General features: G+C 39.1%; 14 protein-coding genes. 2 read left to right on the top strand and 12 right to left on the bottom strand.

Annotated features, from left to right (window positions below; genetic code table 11):
• Positions 1-13 precede the first annotated feature (13 nt).
• The 7 genes from PT278_RS03605 to PT278_RS03575 all read right to left on the bottom strand — a co-directional run bounded on the left by PT278_RS03605 (position 14) and on the right by PT278_RS03575 (position 6,839).
• A complete protein-coding gene (locus PT278_RS03605; protein WP_277130370.1) occupies positions 14-739 on the bottom strand; it encodes an LrgB family protein in 726 nt (241 codons plus the stop codon).
• Positions 739-1,182, bottom strand: a complete 444-nt coding sequence (locus PT278_RS03600) for a CidA/LrgA family protein (protein WP_277130368.1) — start codon at positions 1,180-1,182, stop codon at positions 739-741. Before PT278_RS03600 ends, PT278_RS03605 begins: the two co-directional genes overlap by 1 nt.
• A 146-nt stretch (positions 1,183-1,328) precedes the next feature.
• On the bottom strand, positions 1,329-2,072 hold the full coding sequence (locus PT278_RS03595; protein WP_277130366.1) for a LytTR family transcriptional regulator DNA-binding domain-containing protein: 744 nt from the start codon (positions 2,070-2,072) through the stop codon (positions 1,329-1,331).
• 16 nt (positions 2,073-2,088) lie between these two features.
• Positions 2,089-3,852, bottom strand: a complete 1,764-nt coding sequence (locus PT278_RS03590) for a LytS/YhcK type 5TM receptor domain-containing protein (protein WP_277130364.1) — start codon at positions 3,850-3,852, stop codon at positions 2,089-2,091.
• Positions 3,853-4,016: 164 nt separating this feature from the next.
• Complete coding sequence (locus PT278_RS03585) at positions 4,017-4,775, bottom strand: DUF4097 family beta strand repeat-containing protein (RefSeq protein ID WP_277130362.1); 759 nt, start codon at positions 4,773-4,775, stop codon at positions 4,017-4,019.
• Positions 4,776-4,931: 156 nt separating this feature from the next.
• On the bottom strand, positions 4,932-6,335 hold the full coding sequence (locus PT278_RS03580) for an MDR family MFS transporter (protein WP_277130360.1): 1,404 nt from the start codon (positions 6,333-6,335) through the stop codon (positions 4,932-4,934).
• Positions 6,336-6,386: 51 nt separating this feature from the next.
• Positions 6,387-6,839 carry a MarR family transcriptional regulator gene (locus tag PT278_RS03575; RefSeq protein WP_277130358.1) on the bottom strand — a complete coding sequence of 151 codons (453 nt, stop codon included), beginning with the start codon at positions 6,837-6,839 and terminating at the stop codon, positions 6,387-6,389.
• 167 nt (positions 6,840-7,006) lie between these two features.
• On the opposite strand from PT278_RS03575, the gene mmuM reads away from it, so the two are divergent.
• Positions 7,007-7,927 carry a homocysteine S-methyltransferase gene (mmuM, locus tag PT278_RS03570; protein WP_277130356.1) on the top strand — a complete coding sequence of 307 codons (921 nt, stop codon included), beginning with the start codon at positions 7,007-7,009 and terminating at the stop codon, positions 7,925-7,927.
• 79 nt (positions 7,928-8,006) lie between these two features.
• A complete protein-coding gene (locus tag PT278_RS03565; RefSeq protein WP_277130355.1) occupies positions 8,007-8,219 on the top strand; it encodes a hypothetical protein in 213 nt (70 codons plus the stop codon).
• A gap of 53 nt (positions 8,220-8,272) precedes the next feature.
• Here the strand turns inward: PT278_RS03565 and PT278_RS03560 are convergent, their stop codons facing one another.
• From PT278_RS03560 to PT278_RS03540, 5 genes are all read right to left on the bottom strand, one after another.
• Positions 8,273-9,718: an FAD-dependent oxidoreductase gene (locus PT278_RS03560; RefSeq protein WP_277130353.1), complete on the bottom strand. Its 1,446-nt coding sequence runs from the start codon at positions 9,716-9,718 to the stop codon at positions 8,273-8,275.
• Between the two features lie 70 nt (positions 9,719-9,788).
• Entirely contained in the window at positions 9,789-11,651 is a 1,863-nt protein-coding gene (locus PT278_RS03555; protein WP_277130351.1) for an FAD-dependent oxidoreductase, read from the bottom strand.
• A 24-nt stretch (positions 11,652-11,675) separates the two neighbouring features.
• Positions 11,676-12,890, bottom strand: a complete 1,215-nt coding sequence (locus PT278_RS03550; protein ID WP_277130349.1) for an MFS transporter — start codon at positions 12,888-12,890, stop codon at positions 11,676-11,678.
• A 28-nt stretch (positions 12,891-12,918) separates the two neighbouring features.
• Entirely contained in the window at positions 12,919-14,403 is a 1,485-nt protein-coding gene (locus tag PT278_RS03545; protein ID WP_277130347.1) for an FAD-binding protein, read from the bottom strand.
• 213 nt (positions 14,404-14,616) lie between these two features.
• Positions 14,617-15,522 carry a LysR family transcriptional regulator gene (locus tag PT278_RS03540; RefSeq protein ID WP_277130345.1) on the bottom strand — a complete coding sequence of 302 codons (906 nt, stop codon included), beginning with the start codon at positions 15,520-15,522 and terminating at the stop codon, positions 14,617-14,619.
• Positions 15,523-15,542: the final 20 nt, after the last annotated feature.

Raw genomic sequence — 15,542 nt, 5'->3', positions numbered from 1 at the left:
TGCCTGTCCCAATCTATAAGCCCATCATATGAGCAAAAACCGGAACAAGCAAATTATCAACTAAGCCAGTAGCTACAACCGCAACTGCTGCCATGGCCCCTTGTACAGAGCCAAGTTCCAAACCGAAAGCTGAACCAATTGTGTGACCAGCAGCACCTAAGCCTAGGCCAGTTCCCATTGGGTCACTATCAAGTCTGAACCATCTAACCATTTGCTTACCTAAGGCATAGATGACAACCGCATTCAAGATGCAGGCCATTGCCGTAATTGAAGCATTACCACCAATTGCTGTCGTTAATGGCATAGCAATCGCTGTTGTAGCTGACTGACTAAGCATTGATCTGATACCTACTTTATCAAGTCCAACTGCCTTAGAAACTAAGGTAATCAGAACCAATGAAATAAAGGTACCAATAATCAAGCTCAATAAGATGATAACCCAATTCTTTTTAACAACGTCGTTACGTTTATATAACGGCACTGCAAAAGCAATTGTGGCTGGGGTAATAAACCAAAAGATAATATCGCCACCAGGCTTGTAAGCTTGGGTATAAACTTGAGCTGTTGAAACATTAAAGCACTTAGCTAATACCATCAAGATTACAATTCCCAAAACCATTGCAACAAACAATGGTTGGAAAATAAATAAACCATGAGATTTTTTAAACAACCACTTACCAATTAAAAAGACGAGCAGTGATAAAAAGACTCCGAACAAAGGATTACTGATATAAGCCATTATTTGCCATCTCCTGTCTTAACATCTTTAGAAACTGAACCTAATTTGGCTGAGGTCAACTTCTTTTTTACCCAAAGCAATGCTCTTGTTGTATATGCAGTTACAACTAACAAGATAACTGTTGCTAATAAAATAACTATAATTAGCTTAACTCCTTGGGCCTTCATAATGTCTAAATTACCCGCAATGGAAATTCCAGAGGGAACAAACATAAAGCTAATTAATGAAATGAGGGCACTACCAAATGAATCAACCCATTCAAGTTTAACAATATGAGTTGTTAATAGTACATATAATAGGACTAAACCGATAACTGGTGTTGGTACCGGGAAGCTCTTCGGCATTACTTCTGAAATTAATTGTGATGCAAACAAGATTGCTGCATAGACCAGCATTTGGAATAAAAGCGGCGCTGATTTATGTTCAGATTCTTTATTTTTCATCTTACTCATCCTTTCGCGTTTTCCTTATCTTCACGGATAAAGATACTAGAGAGAAGGCAGTTTGTGAGCAAAATTAGGCTGAACTGCAAAAATCAGACCGTGAACTGCAAATGAGCGAAAGTGAATGTTATTGCACTTAAATGCGCTTACATCCCTAACCTTTGACTTAAATCCTTTCTATATGAACGGCCAACCTGGACCTTTTCACCATTACTCATCACCAATAACAATGTGTTATTGAACCACGGCTGAACCTCTTTAACTTCCTCAATATTAACAATTGAATTACGGTGAACCTGCATGAACTTAGCCTGATTGAGGCGCTCCTTTAACCAAGCCAAAGTTTCATGAGTTTCATAATTATTTTGAGCTGTTGAAATTGTCAAGACACCACTATTAATCGTCGCCATAATCAAGTCGTTCTTCTTAATTACAACATTACGATCATCGAGTTCAATGCTAAGCATTTCATTAACCACATGATGCTGCTCCTTACTAATTTGCGGTTGCTCACGCGAGCCCATTACATTTCGCACCTTAGTTAAGGCCTGATCGATCCGTTCCTGCTCAAATGGCTTTAGGACATAGTCCAAAGCACCAACATCAAATGCCTTTACGGCATACTCATCATATGCCGTTGAAAAAATAATAATCGGTGAATAATCCGCGGGCTTCAATTCATTAGCTAATTCAAAGCCGTTTTCTTCATTAAGTGAAATATCCAAAAACATTAAGTCAATTTTGTTTTTAAGTAGTTCCATCTGTGCCTGCTTAATGTCTTCTGCCTGATAAATAGACAGCGCCATCCCACTAACACTGGGGCTTTTGGTAATTAAATACTCTAACTCTGTTCTTGCCAGCGGCTCGTCATCAACCAATAAAATTTTCATAATTCACACCTCTTTATTAATTATTATCAACCAGACTAGCTGGTGATTTACTCTTCAATGGAATAACCGTTTTAAAAATCGTACCACTGTCACTAGTTTCAATTTGCAGTTGACTGCTAGTGCCATACAATCCCTTAAGTCGCATATTCAAATTATATAGTGCTGTGCCCGTTCCACTGCCTTTTTTTGATTCGCTGACCGGCTTTTTACCTAAATATTTCAGAACATCTGGATCAACACCGTTACCGTTGTCAATTGCCGCTATTTCCATATGCTTGTTGTCTAATTTTTTAAGCTGGATAATAATTCGGTTACCCTGCTTTCGGCCCTTAAATGCGTGACGCACCGCATTTTCGACAAAGATCTGCAGACAAAACGATGGCAAAAGTGTATCGTCAGGAACACCAATTTGGTAATCAATTGTAAATTTATTAGGAAAGCGCAGTTTTTCAATGCTCATATAGGAATCGACATGCCGGCGTTCCTGATTCAGCGTTACTTCCTTTTCCTGACCATTACGCAAACTTGACCTGAAAAAGACACTTAACTGCATTAATGCCTGATGTGCTTTTTCCACGTTCACTCTCATTAATGCTCCAATCGTGTTAATCGCATTAAAGAAAAAGTGCGGGTTGATCTGGACTTGCAAGGCCTTAATCTCCGCTTCATTGAGTAAGCTCGTCTGCTGTTCGGCAATCCCAATTGCCAATTGTCCTGAAAAAATCATGGCTAACCCACGAACCAAGTTTTCTTCAACGACCGTCATTTTACTCCCCTCGCAAAAGTACAGCTTAAGGGCACCAATTGTCTGATTATTAACACGTAAAGGAAATACAATTGCCGAGGTTAATGGGCAAGATGATTCTGGACAGCCGATTTCTTTTTTCGAATAGGCCAACTTTTCCTTTCCCGTTAAGATAGCAGTCTTGGATAAATCAGTTATTACGGGTTCGCCTGCAATATGGTGATCTTCACCAGCACCAACGTGAGCCAGAACATTAACCCGGTCGGTTAGCCCTACCGCGTCAAAGTTAGTGTATTGCTTAATAATTTGACAAACGTGCTTGGCCGAATCAAAGTCAAGTCCCTTCCGAAAATAAGGCAGCGTTTTGTTAGTTAATTCCAAAACATCTTTAGTTTGAACCGCCCTCAACTGGCGCTCATTTGACAGGTAGGTCTTCAAAATCTCGATAAATAAACTTGCACCAATGGTATTTAACAGAACCATCGGAACAAAAATCAAGTTTACTAGACCTATACCATGGAAAGTAAAGATGAAGGCCATCTGAATTAATTCCGCAAAAAAAGCTAAGACAGCTACCCATGGTGTTGATGGGTAAAGGTTGTCGCCCTTAACGCGATCGCCGCATATTCCAACAAGATAACCAATTAAGACCGAACTAAAAATATAAAAATAATCAGAAAAGCCGCCAAAGACAACCCGGTGCAGACCACCTATTAGGCCAACCATCATCCCAACATACGGTCCACCAGTTAAACTAGCTGCTGTAATCACTAGAATACGCGTATTGGCGATCGAATCCGATTGCGGCAAACCCGTTATAATCAACGGCGTAACTACTTCCTTGGAACTAGTAATCTCAACCCCCGTCAAATTCGCCATCACAACAAAAATTGCAAAAATAATCGTCAGCCAAATTTGCGATTTTAACGTTCTTTTTTCAATTAAGTTCCTAAAAAAACGCATGTTAACAAGCAAAAATGCCAGCAGCATAATAATGCCCAGCCGTTCCATCAGCAAAATAAATAAGTTAAACATTGTCAATTACTCCCGTTGTGTTTTATTACATTTATTATTGCACAAATCAAAGTATTTTCTTTAAGCAACTTTTTATTGCACTGTCTTAAGTAAATAAAAAGTATTCTAAACTATACAATTTAGAATACTTTAACCTACTAGGTATTATATTTACAAATATAAAACTATGAAATTTCGACATCGCCTTCTTTAGTAGTTATCTTTACTAAAGGCTGACCGGAAACCGTCTTTGAAAAATGTTTACCCTTGTTAGAACCATGATATTTAATATCACCTTCAGGGGTTGATGCTGTGTAGCTGACACTTGGTGCATGCTTAATATCAACATCACCTTCCTTAAGCGTTAGCGTACTATTGCCAGTGAATTTTGTGCCGGAAAATTCAGCGTCACCTTCAGTTAATTGGGCAATCAGCTTTAATGCACCCTTGGTCACATCGAGGTCGCCTTCTTTTAAAGCAATTTTTGCACTTGAAGCTGAGACATTCTTAAATTCAACGTCGCCACCAGTATTTTTAATATACAAACTGCTTAACTTCAGATTTTTCAACTCAATATCGCCATCTGAACTAGTACTTGAGATCTTCGTCAATTTGCTCTTAGGAACAGTAATGCTAATATCGGCATCATCGTCGTCATCATCATCGCCGCCTTTTTGAGAAACATTTAATTGACCCTTAGTGACAGATGCATGCAGAGCGTGGTCGTCATCATCAAACTTGACTTGATACTTACTACCGGCATGAATCGAAACATCTGCCTCTTTCAAGTTAAGTTTAATTTTACTAAATGATCCAACTTCAACAGTCCGCCAATCATCAGAATCTGCTGCTACCTGTATACTAGTTTTTGAACTGAACAGTTGACCAGTTGCAATTGCACCAACTGCCATAATCATAGTTATAACTTTTGTACTCTTTTTCATTTTATCTCTTCCTAACAAACACAATTTATTATAACGTAGAAGATTTTAATATAAACTTTTTAAAAATTCAAATGTCTAACCAAATTCTGTCTTTTAGGAGCATGTTATTAAAGTAATTAAGCTATATTTAATTAGATAACTATATATTATATAAGACTATTTATTCTCTTCTTTAGCTGTTGGCAAACCAAATGAACCGATTAAGCCAATTACTGCAAAGATGAGCATTAAGATAAAGCCCCAATGGTAACCTGTTGCCAAAGCAGCAGCTTTATTCACCCCTGCATTAGCAGAACCAATAGTCACAACCAGCATTGCCAAGGCTGTTCCCAGTGACCCACCAATCTGGCGAATTGTTGACGAGCCTGCATTGGCGTGGGCCGTCATGCTTGACTGTACCTGGTTAATTCCCGCGGTAAAGGTTGTCATCATCGTAAAGGAAATCCCGACCATCCGCAAAGCGTAACATATACCAATCATCACTAAGCTAGTTTGCGCTCTGAAAGTCAGCATCGGTACCGTACCAAGAACTAGCATTGCAAAACCAAATAGTGATAACTTTTTAATTCCTAACTTGTCATACAAAGTCCCCGAAATTGGGTTGCAGATAATCATCAACAATGCCCCAGGCATCATTACAAGCCCAGAAGTCAAAGCTGTTTCGCCGCGTGTTGTCTGCAAATATAGTGGCAAGACCAGTTCAATTCCGACCATGGCTAAGTTACTGATTGTACTTAATAGTGTACAAAGGTTAAACTGCCAATTTTTAAAAACGCGAATATCAAGTAATGGTTCTTCTAAATGTAATTGTCTCCGGCAGAAAAGATAAATAACTACCAAACCAATAATAAAAATGAGAGCTAAGGTAAACGTGATTTTGCCAGTGTTACCAATTTCTGACAAAGCATACAAAATTAGCCCGAAGCCAAAAATTGATTCTAAGAATGAAATCACATCTGTTGTACTCATGTGCGGTGTCGTAATATTTTGCACCGTAAAGATTGCCAAGAGAGCCACAAGACCACTGGTAACACTCAAAATGATAAAGAGCATCTGCCAGCCAGAATATTTTAAGATCAAGCCAGAAATTGTCGGGCCTACTGCTGGACCAAAGCCAATGACCAATCCCGTAATTCCCATTGCCATGCCGCGCTTTTCAGGTGGAAACATCATCAAAATCACGTTCTGAATAAATGGCATTAAACCACCAGCCGCAATTGCCTCAATAATCCGTCCTGTTAACAAAACATAAAAATTAGGTGCGAAAACACAAATTATCGAACCAATAAAGAAAATTCCCATCATGGTTAGATAATTTTGCTTCATACTAAATGATTCAAAAATCCAAGCTGACATTGGAATCATCAGCCCAACTACTAATAAGTATGCAGTTGTCAGCCATTGGGCCGTAGATTGGCTGACGCCAAACGCAGCCATAATTGTTGGCAACGCATTATTTAGAAAGGTTTCTGCTAATAGCGCCACAAAGGCACCAAACAGCAGCACCGCCATCATTAAATTTCGCTTTTTTCCAGAAATTTGTTTTATTTCTCGTGTCATCTTTTCTCCTTTTATGTAGTAAGCTACACTTTTATAAATAAAAATAAGATATTAAAAGTTAGAGATAATTCGATTTAACAATCTACTTAGTTGCTCAACATCTTGCTGATTCATCCCCTGAATTATTTGCTGATTGGTTTCAGCCATAATTTGGTGAATAGTAGCAATATTATCATCAATCAATTTAAACCCTTTAGCAGATAAAGTTAATACAATCTGACGTTGATCGCTCTTAAGATGGGCTGTTTCAATAAGCTGATTACTTTCTAGTCGTCTAACAATTCCCCGAATTGTTGGGTGACTTAAAACAAAGGTATCGGCAATTTCTTTTTGCGTAATGGTTCTGCCCTTAGAATCATACAGATAAACCATTAGTGAAATCTGCGCCCCAGTTAATGAATATTCACTAAATATACTAGCAAAGCGATTATTTAAGGCTTTCTCAATTAGAGTATTAGCAATTTTAAATTTTGGTCCTAATTGATTTAAGAATATTTCTGACATTTTAACCTCTCTTATTTTAAGTAGTATACTACAGTTCTTGCAAAATGACTAATTTAAATTTTCTTAGCAATAATTAAAAAAGCCTCTTTGTTCGGCAACATAATTAGATTATAATTAAAATAAGATTTGTTTATTATTAAATATGCTATTTAATTTGAGGTACGCAAATGGATTTATTATCAACTATGCACAACAAGGGCTTAATCTTAGATGGAGCAATGTCTGACGAACTCGAAAAGCAAGGTGTGCCAACAAATAATAACTTATGGACGGCAACAGCTCTAACAAATAACCTGCAGGCTGTTTACCAAGCACACTGGGACTACCTTCAAGCTGGTGCCCAATTAATTATTACTGACACTTATCAAGCTAATGTGCCAGCTTTCGTTGAAGCTGGTTACACTGAGCAGGAAGCCATAAACCTTATTGCAAATGCCGTTAAAATTGCCAAAAAAGCCCGTGATGATTATGAATCAAAGACCGGCAAACACAATTTTGTCGCTGGTTCCATCGGTTCTTATGGTGCCTATTTAGCAGACGGCAGCGAATACCGCGGAGACTATCAGCTCACAACTAACGAATACCTTGACTTTCATTTACCTCGCTTAGAAACAGTCATCGCGCAGCAGCCAGATTGTCTAGCAATTGAAACGCAACCTAAATTAACAGAAGTAATCGCAATTTTAACTTGGCTAGCCAAGCATGATCCCCAAATGCCTGTTTATGTCAGCTTTACACTGCATGACACAACCAGAATTAGTGATGGTACTAGCTTAAAGAAAGTTATCCCGGCAATTAACGAGTTCCAGCAAGTTTTTGCAGTTGGTATCAATTGCGTTAAGCCTGTCCTTGTTACACCAACAATCAAGACGATCCACCAATTAACCAATAAGGACATCGTTGTCTATCCTAATCAAGGTTATTCTTACGACCCTTTTTCTAAAACTTGGTTAAAAATTCCATACATCATCGATTTTTATCAAAGCACCAAAAAATGGTACAAGGCAGGGGCACATTTAATCGGTGGCTGCTGCACCACAGGTCCAGAACAAACACGTGAAATTGCCCGTGCTTTTCAAGAAATTTAAGTTAGCTTAATTATTTCAGAAAGCCTAATAATGTTTTATAATTAAACTAACAATATATAAATGTATCAGGAGGCTTATAATGGGCTTTATTCTCATGGTTAGCAGCCTAATTATTGGTGGCGGCTTAATCGCTATCGCAGTCTTAGCTGCTACCAACCAAACTTTAAAATATTTAACTTTGTCAATTGGCAGTTTAGCTTTATTAGGTGGCTTAGTTCTATTATTAGCACCAACATTTTCTCATCAAGTTTATGATTGGCTATATACATTAATTATTAACCATCAATTTTAATTATAAAAATAGAGTAGCAGTTAGCTACTCTATTTTGTTCCCAAATATTTTATTTAATTCTTATCAGCAATTGCCTGAATTGCATTTCTTCCTGAGAAAATGCAGTAGCCAGCATGAGTACCCGGAACATTAACACCGTAGGTATCACCGTATAAAACTGCTGACCCATCACTACCAATTGCATATAGACCCGTGATCGGTCTGCCCTTGGTATCTAAAACTTCGTTATTAATGTTCACACGTAACCCATCACCAGTGGTGTAGGCACCAACCCCTAATTCAATTGCATAAAATGGTCCGTCACCAGCAACTGGCAACATATACTTAGCAGGCTTATGGAAGTCAACATCTTCACCCTTTGCGGCCATTTCATTGTAGTGCTTAACGTAAGCTGGCAAATTTGGTGTGTCAATTTCTGCAGCTAAGTCTTCAATCGTAGCAGCCTTATGCAAGAATTTACGGCCATCCTTTTCAGCCTTTTCAATGTCATCACGCAAAGTTGGGTATCTATCTTCTGGAACCATTGGCTTCATTGAACGTGGATACGCCTTGTCAGTAAAGTCATCTAAGATTGATTGACTAAAGATACAGAAGACGCGGTCTTGGCGGTTCATTGCATTGCCTTCATTTGCCCAGTTAACAACACAGGCAGCCTCATTAACAAAGCGTTCGCCTAGTTCATTAACCCACATTTGTGGTTGGTCGCAGACTGAACTCCACATTGCCGTTCCCCATAACTTAAAGGCAGGAACAGTTTTATCCTTTAATTGACCGCCAAACATCATTGACATTCCAGTAAAGTACTTCTTAGCTCCCAATTTCCATGCTAAGCGCAGTCCATCCCCAGTACTCTTACCTGAATTAACTGGAATTACATTATCTGGATTTTGGTGTGGTGTCTTGCCAAATAATTCTGAATCGTTCAAGTAACCACCTGATGCCAAAACCACGTTTTTAGCGTTAACCACTTCAGTAGTGCCATCTTCCACCATTGTTAAGGTCACATCGTAACTCTGGTCATCTTGAGGTGTCAAATCAGTTACCTTAGTTAGGGTTTTAATAATTAGTCCCTTCTTAGTAGCATACGGTTCTAATCCCTGATGGATCGCATCATGACCCTTGCCTTCAAACAAATGCCACGTTCTAACGCTGGTTCCCATATTGACAACCATCCAGAACTTAACGCCGCGGTCTTGCAGCCAAGAAACATTCTTACCAGCATTATCAATGTAGCGTTGCCACATTCTGCCGTCACCCTTGTAGTGAGAATAGTTCAGTTCTTCTTCAAGCAGTTCCTTCTTGTCAATGACGGCATTGTCCTTCTTCTGCAGTTCGGAATCGGCAGCAAATACACCTTCAACATAGTTACCAGTACCACCAGTAGTCTTGCCTTTTTCTACTAATAAAGTCTTCAAGTTGTTATCAACGGCTTCTGCAGCTGCAGCAAAGCCAGCAAGACCGGCACCAACAATGACAACATCATATTTTTCTTCTGTCATAATTTTCCCTCTCTAGTAAAAAACACGTATAAATCAAAATTTCTTCAATTCATACATGTTTTTAAATTAATTATTTGCTGGCTTTTGCAGTTTCAGCGGCATCAATTCCGGCTAACCGACCTGAAATGTACGCAAAGCCTAATGTTCCACCTTCAAAGTCAACATAAGCCTTACCATACATCCCTGATGCATCAGCACCAGTAACATAAAGATTAGGAACAGGTTCACCTTCTGGTGTTAAAGCGTGCATCTTTTCATCAATCGTTGCACCACCAAGTGTTCCCAAGTTACGGGCAATAAACTTAACTGCGTAGAATGGGCCGTTTTCAACTGGAATCATTCTGTCAGTATCAGAGAAGAATAGGTCATCTTCACCGGTCTTCTTGGCATTGTTGTATTGGGCAACAGACTTCTGCAAGTTATCAGAATCAACACCCATCTTATTGGCCAATTCTTCAATTGTATCGCCAATAAAGACAACATTTGTTGATTCAAGTTGATTTAATAAAGCAGTGAAATCTGTCTTCTCATGCTCACGCTTAATGTTTTCTTCAGTATCAGTTGGATAGTTAAATTCCATGTAGAATTCACGATGGTTTTTCCATTTCCCATAGTGATCTTCAATCGCAACTGTACCGCCTTCCTTGATCTTATCCAACATTGCTTGATCTAGAACAACATATTCAGTTTGTTTTGGCTGTTCAGATAATTCGGCACCATGAACAGCAAAGTCCAAAGCATGAGTTTCACTAGCGTAACGTTGACCCCGATTATTAACGCGCAAGTTCGGGAAGTCAGCTAAAGCATTGAGTGGCATCCAACCCGGTCCAACAATCTTAGCCATTGCACCAATATCTTCATTACTGAATGTTTGCCAGAAGTAGTGGGTTGAACCATTAATATGGTGAGCAGTACCAGCATCCCAAGCCATGTTCAAACCGTCACCGGTATTTTGCAAAACTTGACCTTGTGTGCTGACATCACCCAAGTATTCTTTACGCATTTCTGGATTACCACCAAAACCACCGGTAGCAATAATCACCTTTTTAGCATGTACTTCTAAAGTGCTATCATCACCTTGAGCAACAACACCAGTAACTGCGCCATCATCTTGTAACAATTTCTTAGCAGCGAAGCCAAAGTACATCTTGCCGCCAATTGATTCGAATTTTTCAATCAGCTTGGTAATTGCCTTGGTACCACCTTCTTGATAGCCGTGCAAAGTTGCAGGCATCCCAATATGGTCATAACTACCACCAGTACCGGCGTCAACCAACTTCATAATGGCACCGTTTTCGTTCAGCCAGTCAACTGTCTTACCAGATTCATCAATAATTCTACGAACTAAGATTGAGTTCATATAACCCTGTGAGGCGTCCATGTACTCGTCATATAGCCATTTCTTAGAAACAACTTGATCAGAATCCTTTTGCTGTTGACTATCAGCGGCAAACATCCCACCGGCAAATGTACCCGCACCAAGTGGCGAAATTGTCTTCTCAAGAAGGGCAACACTTGCCCCTTCTTGTTTAGCAGCAAGTGCTGCAGCAGCACCAGCAGAGCCAGCACCCACAACAGCAACATCGACATCAATTACTTCTTTATCAGAACTAGCATTTTGCGTGCCATTTTCTTTTAAAGCAGCAAAGTCAACATCAGCCTTAGTTAAAGCATCCTTAACCCCAGCAATAATTCCCCGTGAAGTTTCAGAAGCTCCCGAAACAACATCAACATCAACCGATTGATTTTTCACAATTTTGTCGGCCATTTTCTTAAAGGCATTATCTGCTAAACTATCTGGAGCAAAATTATTCAGTGCTTTAACACTATTAATCTTGTCTTCATTAACGTCAACCTCAACGTTGATGATGCTTTCCTTACCTTGACCTGAGCCGGTATATTTTCCCGGTTTTGTCGTAATTTTTTGCGTCATAGTATATCCTTCTTAATTAATAACTTAACGATGACGACCTGCATTTGGATTTGGTAGAATTGCCATAAAAATAGCAGTCAAAGCAAAAACAAGTCCTTGAATAATAAAGGTCGTTAAGTAACTCTTACCAGCAATCATCGAAATAATGATTGGTACACAGTATGATAAAAGCAGTGAAACAGTACCAACTAACCCACCGGCTGAACCAGCATACTTAGGTCCAATTTCTGGGAAAGTAATTGGCATTGCCTGCATAATTGGACCAGTCATGGCACCAAGCAGACCACCGATAACTAAGTTAATTGTCAGAACTACTCCTAAAGGAACATACCAACTAATAGCCATTGAAATACCACCTAAAACAGTAATCCCAATCATTAATGGTTTAGCGTTCTTAGGCTTATTAATAATTGCTGGACCAAAGGCACTACCAAACATACTACCAACAGTCGCAATAGCGGCAATGGTACCAGCTTGTTGTGGACTCATTCCTCTTGCAGCAAATGCTTGTGGCAAAATTCCGGAGAAGGCTTCACTAGCACCCATACCACAACCTACACAAAGAGCAACAATCCAGGTCTTCTTGCTTTTGGCAGCTTCTTTAAAGAAACTCCATGAAGATGCAGCTTGATCTGCTTGCATTTCTTGCTTAGGAATTTCTTCACCCTTAGGTGTATCTTTAACAAATAATACCCAGCAAACACCTAAAACAAGCAAAACAATTGATGAAAAGATATAAGCTGCTTGAACACTAGGAAACATTGGTCCCGTAATTTGAGATAACATAATTCCTACACTGGCTGAGGCAAAGAAAATCCCCATTGCCATGTTAGTATCTTGCTTAAACCAAATACCAAAGATCTTTAGAGTATTAGCATTTAAAAGTGCCATATATACCCCAAACATCATCAGCATAATCATCATTGTGATGAAGTTATTAGCCCACAGACGACCAAACGCACCAATAACTGATACGACTAATCCAACTGTGACGATTTTCTTAGCACCAAATTTATCTGCTAAGGATCCTGCAGGAATACTGAGGAAAACGGCAATTAGCATTGGTGCCATTAATAAACTTTGAAATTGCGGCATTGTAATATGCAATGCTGGCATAATTTGCGTAGCTAATGATGAAATTTGGAATTGGACGTAATTACTAATCATATCTAGCAATGCAGCAATTGCCAAAATCACCCACCGATAGTTAGAAAGCTTCGGTAATTGTTTTTGTTCCATAATAATTAAAACTCCCCTAATTTATGACTTAATTTTCCGCAGCATATTGTCCTGCTAACCGGCCAAATGTTTGTGCGTGGCTGCAGGTAAGACCAGGAACTCTATCTGGATAACTACCCCAGAAGAAGCCACCACTACAGTTTCCTGCTGCATAAAGATGCGGAATTGGCTTGCCCATCTTATCGATAACTTCCATCTTGGTATTAATTCTTAAGCCATCAAGCGTTGCCAGCAGCCGGCCGCCCATAATAACGCCGTAGTATGGACCATGTTCAACTGGGAATAATCTAAACTTCTCTTTACCAAAGTCAGTGTCTTCTCCTTGGTCGCACATCTTGTTATATTCATTAACAGTAGCAACCAACTGTTCTTTTGGCAGGTTCAACATTTCGGCTAATTCTTCAATTGTATCAGCCTTCTTAACCATGCCATCATCAATCCGCCGTTGAACTTCAGCCTTATTTTCTTCAGTGTTATAAATACCTGGGAAGCCTAAACGTGAACAACCTTGGGTTCTAAATTGAGCCATGTGGTCCATTGCATCTTCAGACCAAATTTGTGCTTCCAAGTATCCTGGCTGCTTAGCCATTGCATTAATGTCAAATTGGTAAGGTACACTTTCGTTACCAAAACGTTCACCATTTAGGTTAACCTTCAGCATCGGGTATGCACCCATCCAGAAGTAACCTGGATCCTTAAAATCAATGACATAATGATCTTCAGCATTAGTACCAACTGGAACAGCACCACGGTCAAAAATAATTTCAGCTGGTTCTTCATCACGAGCAGCACCAACTTTTAGTCCGGCCAAGATACCTGAACCATCGTCACGTGGACCATCAGAATAAACATTCTTCTTATAGCCTAGTGGATCCCACTTCTTCATCAATTCAACATTGGCACCGTAACCACCGGTACAAATAATGACACCCTTAGTAGCAGCGTATTCAGTCTTTTCACCTGAATCACGATCACTAGTAATAATGCCCGTTACCTTACCACTGTCATCAGTAACTAATTCCTCTAACTTGGTATTGTACTTAAGCGTTACGCCTAATTCCTTCACCTTATCAATCATCCAGTCACCGTAATGTGCCCAATCATTATCGGGTGTGGCAATTGCTAATTCAGTATTGAAGGCTGTGTTAACAATGGTTTCGTAATAAGCATCTGATTGCGGCTTCAATACACCACCGTTTGGCTTCAAAATATTGTCTTCAAGCCAGTTTGCTGTTTCATCAGTATGATTAGCCCAAGTCCATAATAGGCGTTCATCAACATTATCTTGATAGAACAAAGTTAAGAAATTCATTAACTTAGCTTTATCAACTTTAATTCCTGCTCTTCTTTGTGCATTACTGTCCAAAGCAGCAAAGAATGACCGGAACAAAAATCTTGAACTTCCCATCTTATCAACTAATAAAACTTTGGCGCCTTTTTCAGCAGCGGCCATGGCTGCCATCGCACCAGCATTGCTAGCACCAGCAACAATTACGTCATAGGTATCTTTCATTTTTTATCCCTCACTTTTATAAAAAAGAAATCCTCTAACCGCTTTCATAATACTATGAATTAAGTGAAATTCTGCACCAATTTCGGAATTCAGGATTACTAAATGGAATAGAGAACATTTCAAAAAGAAAATAGTACTTAAAAAGCCTTAGTATCAGCAACGCTTTATCGCTGATACTAAAGCTCATTAAATAACATGAAAATTTTGACTTTTTTATTTTTTATTTGGCAAAAATTCCGCAATTGACTCTCGCAAAATTGCAATTACTTGCTTAAGAACTGTTTCATTGGCAAAAGATTCCATATAGGCAATACCGTAAGGAGAAATTTCATGATAATCAAATGGAACGTATGTCACGCCGTTAGCTTGATAATCGGCAATGAAGTTAGGTAAAACGCCATACCCCCAACCAGCACGAACATATACCCCCATACTCAAGAAGTCTTGAACAAACTTAATTCGTTTCATGCCAACATTATTGACCAACGAATTTTGAAATTTAACCTGAACATTAAGCGAACTATTCGGATCAAGTAAAAAAATATCCTTATCTTGCAAATCCTTTAACGTTAATTGTTCTTTCTGTGCTAATGGTGAGTTTGACGGGCAAGCAACAACGAAGTGGCCGCGAATCAGAGGCTCAAATTGCACGTCTTCAACAATTTCAACATCATCACGCGCAATTGCACAAAGATCCACATGGTGATTCAGTAATTCGCCAATCGAATTATTCAAAACAAAAACAAACTGCACGTTAATATTACTGTTAACTGCCCGCAATTTTCTTAAAAAAATAGGTAAAACCTGCTGTTCAAGCGGTGTATCACACACGCCAATTCGAAGCAGCGTGCCAGCATCATTTTTTTGGCTCTGCAAATACGCGACTGTATAATCCATGTCATCAACGACATTGCGTGCAACATGATAAAAATACTTGCCAGCATTGGTCAAAGAAATCCGATGGTGCGCCCGATTAATCAGCGTCACACCAATTGTATTTTCTAAGTCCTTAATATTCTTGGATACAGCTGACTGGGAAAAATTAAGACGCTCAGCAGCAATGGTAAAACTAGAATTATCAACAGCTTTAATAAAACAACGTAATTGAGTAAAGTTCATTTTTGATCATCCCATTTCAA

It is taken from the genome of Lactobacillus sp. ESL0703 (assembly GCF_029433435.1).
GTDB lineage: Bacteria > Bacillota > Bacilli > Lactobacillales > Lactobacillaceae > Lactobacillus.
Note: the sequence above shows the minus strand (reverse complement) of the source record. Positions and strands in the feature narration are given on the sequence as shown.